Below are 5,414 nucleotides of genomic sequence, written 5' to 3' on the forward strand. Positions count from 1 at the left end.
CTCGGCGGCGGGCCCGCCAGGGTTCTCCGTGGCCAGCGACTGGTTCAGTGTGACGAAGTCACGCATCCGCTCCTCGTAACGGGCGTAGGCGGCCGTGTGGTCGCCGGGCGCCTGGGCCAGGGAGTCCGCCAGCACATGGGCACCGACGAGCGCCACGCTGGTGCCCTGCCCCGAGAGCGGGGAAGGGCAGTAGCCGGCGTCACCGAGCAGGGCCACCCGCCCCTGCGACCAGCGGTCCATCCGGATCTGCGCCATGGCATCGCAGTAGAAGTCGGGGGCCCGGCGCGCGGCCTCGGCCAGACGCGGCCCCTCCCACCGCAGTGACGCGAGCCTCTCCGTGACGACGCGGCGCAGTGCGTCGGCATCACGGGCGAGCGGAGCGGACTCGAAACCGAACGCGACCCGCAGCTCGGTGTTGTCGCGTACGGGCATGATGCCGAAGCCGATGTCGCCGTCGCGCAGCCACACCTGCCAGTCCTCCAGTCCGAGGAAGTTGTCCGCGGTGAACACCGACAGGTAGCTGCCGAGGTGGTGCGCGAAGCGTTCCTCGGGCCCGAACGCCAGCCGCCGTACCGTCGAGTGCAGGCCGTCGGCGCCGATCACCAGGTCGAAGACGCGGGGCGCCGCACGGGCGAAGTCCACCCGCACACCGGCCCCGTCCTCCTCGATCGCGGTGACGGTGTCCCCGAAGAGGTACTCCACGTCTCCACGCGTCCGCTCGTACACCAGCCGCACCAGGTCCTCCCTCAGCAGCTCGATGTCCTCGCTGTCCAGCCGGCCGCTGCTGAAGGTGGCCTCGGTGGAGCGGTCGATCTCCCTGCCCTCAGGATCAAGGACCGACATGCCCCGCATGTGGGTGCGGACCCGCCGTGCCGGGTCGAGCAGGTCCATCCGCCCGATCACGTCCAGTGCGACGCCCCGGACATCCACGGCCTGCCCGCCGGACCGGAGCCCTCGGCCCCGCTCGACGACGGTCACCCCGAAACCGTGGTGGCGCAGCCAGTAGGCGAGAGCGGGTCCGGCGATGCCTCCGCCGGAGATGAGAACAGTGCGCATCAGAAGCTCCTCTCGTACGCTGTATGCAACTGAACGTACGACGTACGCACCCTCGCCACCACCAGGCAATTCGCGTTCTGTTCTAGGACAGTTGACCAACAGAACCTCATCGCGCCCGCTCCCGGCTGCGCTAGTACAGAAGAGGAAGGACCGCCGACGTGACGAACGCCACAGCGCCCAAGGATGAGCCGCCGTATCTGCGCATCGTCGCCGAGATCCGCCGACGCATCGAACAGGGCGAGCTGACCCCGGGGGAACGGGTTCCGTCGACCCGGCAGATCGCCAGGGAGTGGGAGGTCGCTCTCGCCACCGCCACCAAGGCCCTGACACACCTCCGTATGGAAGGGGTCGTCGAGACGCGGCCACGCACGGGCACGGTCGTCGCCGCCACACCCGTCGCCACCCCCCACCGGCGACAACCCGCCCCGTCCTCCACCGCGCCCTCCGCCATGCCCTCCGCCCTCGGCGACGAGCAGGAACTGACCCTGGACCGGATCGTCCGCACCGCCATCGACATCGCGGACGCCGAAGGGCTCTCGGCGCTCTCCATGCGCGGGGTCGCCGCCCGGCTCGGCGTCGCCACCATGTCTCCCTACCGGTACGTCACCGGCAAGGACGACCTCATCCTGCTCATGGCCGACGCCGCGTTCGCCGAACAGAGCTACCCCGCCGCCGCTCCGGACGGCTGGCGCGCCCGCCTCGAACTGGGTGCGCGCACCCTGTGGGCCCTGCACCGACGACACCCCTGGCTCGCCCAGCTCTCCTCCCTCACCCGCCCCCTGCTCCTCCCCGGCCTGATGGTCCACGGCGAATGGTCACTGAGCGCCCTCGACGGGCACGGCCTGGACACCACCGCACTGTTCGACATCCACGTACTGCTCTTCAGCCACGTCCAGGGACTGGCCGTCCACCTGGAACGGGAAGCACAGGCCATGGCGACCACCGGCCAGTCCGAGGACCAGTGGATGGACAGCCGCGCCCACGCCCTTCAGGACCTGATCGGGTCCGGACGCTTTCCGACCTTCGCGAAAGTGGTCCGCTCCTTCGACGACGGCTACGACCTGCAGCTGGACACCCTCTTCGAGCTCGGTCTCAAGGCCCTGCTCGACGGCCTGACCCCCGTCATCGAGGACGGGGCCGCTCCCCAGGGACGAACGGACGGAGGTGAACGGACAGGGACGAACGGTCAGGGGTGAACGGACCGTTCCGCCCGTCCACCACGTCGTACCCCGGTACTACGACAGCCCTCACCACCGGCCCGCAGTCGGACGACCGCCCCACACACGCTCCGTAGCGTCGACGGCATGATCAGGGCATACGAACTCACCAAGCGGTACGGGGGCACAACCGTCGTCCAGGGCCTCGACTTCACCGTCCGGCCGGGGACCGTCACCGGCTTCCTCGGCCCCAACGGAGCCGGGAAGTCGACGGCCATGCGCATGCTGCTCGGACTGGACGCCCCCACCAGCGGCCGGCCCACCATCGGCGGCCGCGCCTATGCCGCCCACCCCGCGCCGCTCACCGAGGTCGGGGCGCTCCTGGAGGTGCGCTCGGTCCACCCGGGGCGCACCGCCTCCAACCACCTCATGGCGCTCGCGCACACCCACGGCATCCCCCGCAGCCGCGTCGAGCACGTCCTGGAGTCGGCCGCGGCCGGCTCCTCTCCGACACCACCACCGGCGAACTGATCCGCGCCGCGGGAGGCGCCTCGGTCACCGTCGTCACACCCCAGGCCGACACCCTGCGCGCCCTGCTGACCGGCCCCGGCGTCCGTGTCACCACCGGTGCCGCCGGCCGGCTGACCGTCCACGGCGCCGACGCCGCCCGCATCGGCCGCACCGCCGCCGGACACCCATCCCCCTCCAGGAACTCACCCCGCAGACCGTCTCCCTGGAACAGGCCTTCATGGCCCTCACTCAGGGATCCGTCGAATACCCGACCGTCGAACTCCTGACCGGAGCCCACGCATGACCACCGTGACCGCGCCCTCCCCGTACCGCGTCACCCCACGCCGGGTCCTGCGCTCCGAATGGCACAAACTCCGGTCCCTGCGCTCGACCTGGGTGACACTCCTGTCGACGGCCGCACCGGTGCTCGGTGTCGGGCTGATCATGGGCGCCACCTACACCTCGGGCGGCGGCGACACCGACATCGACATCGTCGTCCTCGTCCTCCACGACGTCCAGCTCGGCCAGCTGTGCCTCGCGGTCCTCGGCATCCTCGTCCGGAATGAGCGACGGGAAGGGCCCGCACCCCGGGCACCTGAACACCGGCACCGCGCCCCTGACCCTGTACATCCAGGACCTCCTGCAACGGCTCCGGGCCTTCGACCGCCACCGCCCTCCAGGCCGTCATCCTCGCGTACGACACCCGGCTCGTGAACGCGCGCTGACGTCCTGGAGGGTGGTGGCGCCCCGGCTTCCGCGGCGGCTCGTCCGACCGGGCCGGGCCGGAACGAGCTCCCGGACGGCTGCGGGAAGATCCGACCGCAACCGCCGGTCGTGCGTGACGACCACGAGTGTGCCTTCATACGCGGCCAGAGCCGCCTGGAGCTCCTCCACCAGGGCGGGCGACAGATGGTTCGTCGGCTCGTCCAGCAGGAGCAGATCGTGCGAACCGGTGATCAGACGGGCAAGTTCCAGACGGCGGCGCTGCCCGGTGGAGAGCTCCCCCACGGGCCGGGCCAGATCGGCTTCACGGAAGAGGCCGAGGGCGAGCAGTTCATCCGCGCGGTCCTCCCCGAAAGCCGCGAGCAGTGAACGGCTCATGTCCTCGGGGTCGACCGGGGACACCACCTGACGCAGGAACCCGACCCGCGCGGGCCGACGCACCGTGGCGCCCGGCTCCGGCGTCAGCTCGCCTGCCAGGACGCGCAGGAGGGTGGTCTTCCCCGCGCCGTTGGGGCCGGTCACCAGCAGCCGTCCCCCTGCGGCGACATGAAGCGAGTCCAGCAGGAGGCGCCCCGGTACGCACAGATCCGCCACCTCCACGTCACGGGCCGCAGACCCTTCGATGTCCGCCGAGAACCTCAACGGTTCAGGAGGGGCGGACACAGGACGCTCGGTGAGCCGCTGCAGCCGCTCGCGTGCGTTCCGGATCCGGCCCATGGCGCCGTGGACCCGCGAGCGGGCCCTGAACGCGCCCGCACCGCTGAACGCCCGCGGCCCCTTGCGGGGAATCGCCGCCAGGCGCCCTGTCTGGAGATCGGCGAGCCGGGACTGCCGGGCCACCTCCGCACACCACTCCACGTACTCCCGCTCGTGCCGGGCACGCTCGGCGGCCTTGGCGGCGAGGAATCCCGGGTAACCGTCTCCGTAGCGGCGTACGGTCCGCGTGCAGTGGTCGACCTCCAGAATGGAGTCGCTGACCCGGTCGAGGAACGTCCGGTCGTGGGTGACAGCGACGACCGTGCCCCGGTGACTGCGCAACCGCTCCTCCAGCCAGGCCACAGCCTCGTCATCCAGATCGTTGGTGGGCTCGTCGAGCAACAGCAGCTCGGGCGCCGACGCGAGTGTCGCGGCCAGGGCCAAGCGGGAGCGCTGGCCACCGGACAGAGTGCCGAGCCGCCTCGACCGGTCCAGGACGGCAGACTCACCCAGGTGGCGAAGAGTCACGTCGACACGGCGGTCTGCCCCGTACCCGCCGCGCGCCTCGAACTCCGCCTCGGCTGCGGCATAACGGTCGTACGCAGCCGGGTCGTCCCCCTGAAGCGCGGCGCCGGCAGCCCGCATCCGCCGCTCAAGAGCGCGTAGTTCGGCGAGTGCGTGATCGATGGCATCACCGACACACGCCGTTTCCGGCAGATCGAGGGTCTGGGCCAAATGACCCGTACCGCCCGGCGCGACCACCCTGACCTCTCCGTTGTCGGGCTGCGCGGCGCCGGCGAGCAGCCGCAGCAGCGTGGATTTGCCGCAGCCGTTGTCCCCGACGATCCCCGCCTTCTCCCCGGGCCGCACCGTGAAGGACACGTGCTCCAGGACGACGTGATGACCGTAGCGCTTGCTCACCTCGGTGACGGTGAGCTGAGAGACAGCGGTGTGAGCGCGGGAGCGGGACGCTTCAGGAGTATGGAACAAGTGGTGTCTTCTTCCCTCGGGAAACAGGAACCAGATCAGCGAGACGGAACGACTCGTCTCGCCTGCATCCGATGATACGGCCATACCCCACAGCCCCGCAAGACGTCGCGTCTCGCCGCTCTGTGGCACTCCATTGGCCCTGAACGCAGAAAAGCCCCGTGCCACAAGGGCACGGGGCTTTCCCGGAATAATTGTTCGGCGGCGTCCTACTCTCCCACAGGGTCCCCCCTGCAGTACCATCGGCGCTGAAAGGCTTAGCTTCCGGGTTCGGAATGTAACCGG

General features: G+C 70.4%; 3 protein-coding genes, 1 rRNA gene and 2 pseudogenes. 3 read left to right on the forward strand and 3 right to left on the reverse strand.

The window, feature by feature from the left end; genetic code table 11:
- On the reverse strand, positions 1 to 1,056 hold a 1,056-nt coding region (locus VN520_RS28315), incomplete at its 3' end, for an FAD-dependent monooxygenase (RefSeq protein ID WP_325749799.1).
- Positions 1,057 to 1,214: 158 nt separating this feature from the next.
- Here VN520_RS28315 and VN520_RS28320 point away from each other — a divergent pair.
- The 3 genes and pseudogenes from VN520_RS28320 to VN520_RS28330 form a co-directional block, all read left to right on the forward strand.
- Positions 1,215 to 2,252 carry a GntR family transcriptional regulator gene (locus VN520_RS28320; RefSeq protein WP_325749800.1) on the forward strand — a complete coding sequence of 346 codons (1,038 nt, stop codon included), beginning with the start codon at positions 1,215 to 1,217 and terminating at the stop codon, positions 2,250 to 2,252.
- A 108-nt stretch (positions 2,253 to 2,360) separates the two neighbouring features.
- A pseudogene (locus tag VN520_RS28325) lies at positions 2,361 to 3,027 on the forward strand (ATP-binding cassette domain-containing protein).
- Positions 3,024 to 3,281, forward strand: a pseudogene (locus VN520_RS28330) (ABC transporter permease); the annotation flags it as partial. The pseudogenes VN520_RS28325 and VN520_RS28330, both read left to right, overlap by 4 nt.
- Positions 3,282 to 3,407: 126 nt before the next feature.
- On the opposite strand, the gene abc-f reads toward VN520_RS28330, so the two are convergent.
- On the reverse strand, positions 3,408 to 5,132 hold the full coding sequence (gene abc-f, locus VN520_RS28335) for a ribosomal protection-like ABC-F family protein (RefSeq protein WP_349256081.1): 1,725 nt from the start codon (positions 5,130 to 5,132) through the stop codon (positions 3,408 to 3,410).
- Between the two features lie 193 nt (positions 5,133 to 5,325).
- Positions 5,326 to 5,414: ribosomal RNA gene (gene rrf, locus VN520_RS28340) — 5S ribosomal RNA — on the reverse strand; the annotation flags it as partial.

It is taken from the genome of Streptomyces sp. (genome assembly GCF_035563135.1).
Classification (GTDB): Bacteria; Actinomycetota; Actinomycetes; order Streptomycetales; family Streptomycetaceae; genus Streptomyces.